3 protein-coding genes are annotated in these 2,552 nt (G+C 36.3%); 2 read left to right on the top strand and 1 reads right to left on the bottom strand.

The genetic code is table 11. The annotated features are described in order from the left end of the window. The first annotated feature begins 224 nt into the window (after positions 1-224). Together AC1DRF_RS22800 and AC1DRF_RS22795 are read left to right on the top strand one after the other, a co-directional pair. Positions 225-797, top strand: a complete 573-nt coding sequence (locus AC1DRF_RS22800; RefSeq protein WP_014460341.1) for a GNAT family N-acetyltransferase — start codon at positions 225-227, stop codon at positions 795-797. A gap of 68 nt (positions 798-865) precedes the next feature. Continuing rightward, positions 866-1,342: a hypothetical protein gene (locus tag AC1DRF_RS22795; protein WP_013082943.1), complete on the top strand. Its 477-nt coding sequence runs from the start codon at positions 866-868 to the stop codon at positions 1,340-1,342. A 120-nt stretch (positions 1,343-1,462) separates the two neighbouring features. Here the strand turns inward: AC1DRF_RS22795 and AC1DRF_RS22790 are convergent, their stop codons facing one another. After that, positions 1,463-2,335, bottom strand: coding sequence for an STAS domain-containing protein (locus tag AC1DRF_RS22790; RefSeq protein ID WP_274156417.1), 873 nt, complete (start codon positions 2,333-2,335; stop codon positions 1,463-1,465). Positions 2,336-2,552 lie beyond the last annotated feature (217 nt).

Raw genomic sequence — 2,552 nt, 5'->3', positions numbered from 1 at the left:
TTTCTGACTTTAGTCTAACAAGCATATGTGAACTGATTATGAACAGAAAAAAATTTTTTTATTTTTCAAAAACCCATTTGACCTCTTACGCTCACCAATGAAATATTTTACAATTAAAGAATCAAGCACATGAAATAGAAAGCGTATTTTTGGAATGCTACAGCTTCTATGAAACATTATTATCAACATTTCATCCACTTCTTGCTGAGAAAGGAGACAACTTTATGATTCAAGTAAAAGATATATACGGAAATTTACCCACACTAGAAACCGAAAGACTCCGCTTGCGGAAAGTTACAAAAAAAGATGTGCGTGACATGTTTGAATATGCCTCAAATGAAAAGGTGAGCAGATATGTAAATTGGGAAAAGCACCGAAAGCTTCAAGATACAAAAGAGTTTGTTTCCTTCGTTCTAAAGCAGTACAGCAACCAATCCATTTCTCCTTGGGCTATGGAAATCAAAGCCTTAAAAAAATGTATTGGCACCATTGACTTTGTCACTTGGAACCCTACACATCGCATTGCGGAAATTGGCTATGCGATTTCTGAAGCATATTGGAATAAGGGATTTGTTACGGAAGCAGCTGAAAAAGTAATTGCGTTTGGATTTGAAGAAATGGATTTAGTGCGCATTCAGGCGAGGTGCTTTGTTGAAAATGCTGCATCTGAGAAAGTAATGAAAAAAATCGGTATGTCTTATGAAGGAACGATTCGAAAAGCCATGTTTATTAAAGGAGCTCATCAAGACTTAAAGTTATATTCAATCTTGCGAGAAGAATATACACGCAACGCGTAGAAGATGTATAAAATACCTTCCATAACATAGGCTAAATTCAACACTAACTCTTTCTTTTGAGGTGAACAATGTTGGAGCAAGCAATTCAGCATTTAGACTTATCTGCACATGGTTTGTGGTTTCCGATTACCGTTAGTTTATGTTTATTTATTCTTGCCCTTGTTTTATTTAAACGACAGCTAACTTGGCGAGATTTTTATATCACGTTTTGCGTAGTTGGGTTTGTAGGATGGCTTTGTGATGTTATCATTACGCGTGTTTTTAACATGATTGATTTGGGAGATCCAAAAGTTACAGGACTTGGAGATATTCTAAGCTATACATTTATTCCACCTTCCCTTTCCATTTTATTTTTGACTTACTTAACAGCTAAAAATAAATGGGTTTTATCACTTCTCTTTTGCGCTGGTTCACTACTCATAGAATACGGAATGATTAAAAGTGGCTATATGCATTTAAACGGCTGGTTTTTTATCTATTCAATAGTGGTATACTTCCTCGTTTATGCTTTTGTGCTACCATGGCATATGGCATTTATTAAGTAAAAAAGCGGATGTTGATTAACATCCGCTTTTTTACTATGCGCTTACTTTCTATCTGCTGAAATCCATATTTCATACCGACGTTTAGAAGAATGAATATCCCCATTGCATGTTCATAGCCGGTCATTTTATGCGCCGTGATGACACATTCGCGCGGCTATGTTCTTCAGGACGTCTAAACCCAATTTTTAAAAGCGCCGCTTCTAAATTTGCTTCTGTTTTAATTTGATTAAAATCAATTCCCAGTTTCACTACCGTTTGGGCAATTTCCGGTCGTATCCCTGTTATAATAGCTTCCACTCCTACTAATTTGAGAGATCGATGAATTTTGAACAGATTGTCTGCTACCATTGTATCAATAATCACGACACCTGAAATATCCAAAATAAGATAGGATAATTGAAGGCTTGTCCCYTTTTTCAAGCAAGTTTCCATAATAACTTGCGAGCGATGAGTATCAATTTCTCCAATAATCGGCATAATAGCGATACCTTTTGTGACAGGTACTAGCGGAACTGACAGTTCTTCTAGTGACGTGTAAGCTAAATTCATCATGTATCGATTATGCTCATCATAAATTTGACCAAAAACACATGTTACCGTATCTAAAAGCGGATCAATTCGCTCACTGACATGCAGCATGGTAATTGCAGCAAACTGATGCTCCTCTAGCTCTCGTGTAAATACATCCCAAATAACGCTGCGATAGATTGGCAGGGTCCCTAATGCTTTTTCTAAAGGAATATTTTTTTCTACTGCATACTTCCCCGTATCAAGTGCCCATTCTTTAACAAGTTTAAGTACAGCCTCTTGCTCTTCAAATAGCGCTCTTCCAAAGTACTCCATAATTAGCACTCGCCACTTCAAAACTTGCTTTTCTTTTAATTCCTCTAGACTTAGGGGATGGGTAGCATCTAAACGTTCCGCTAATTTTTCTGACAAGCTATATTTATGTTCAATAATCTTTTTTCCTATATACACGAGCTCCTCTTTCATAAAATACGTTCAGCTCCTCTTTTCTGCTATTTTTACTGCGTATATAACCTTGACTAAGCCTACTTACCCAACCGACAATTGACTAGCCTTCCTAAAAATAACAAAAAAGCGGTTATTTTATGAATTTTCTTTCTTTTTATTATAGTACCAGAGTAAGAGCCGCACAACTGAAAGTTTGCTGCGAATAAAATTCGTCATTTGACATAGAAAACAATCC

Source organism: Priestia sp. P5_B4 (assembly GCF_056400385.1).
The sequence above is the reverse complement of the archived record's forward strand: the minus strand, read 5'-3'. Positions and strand labels throughout refer to the sequence as shown.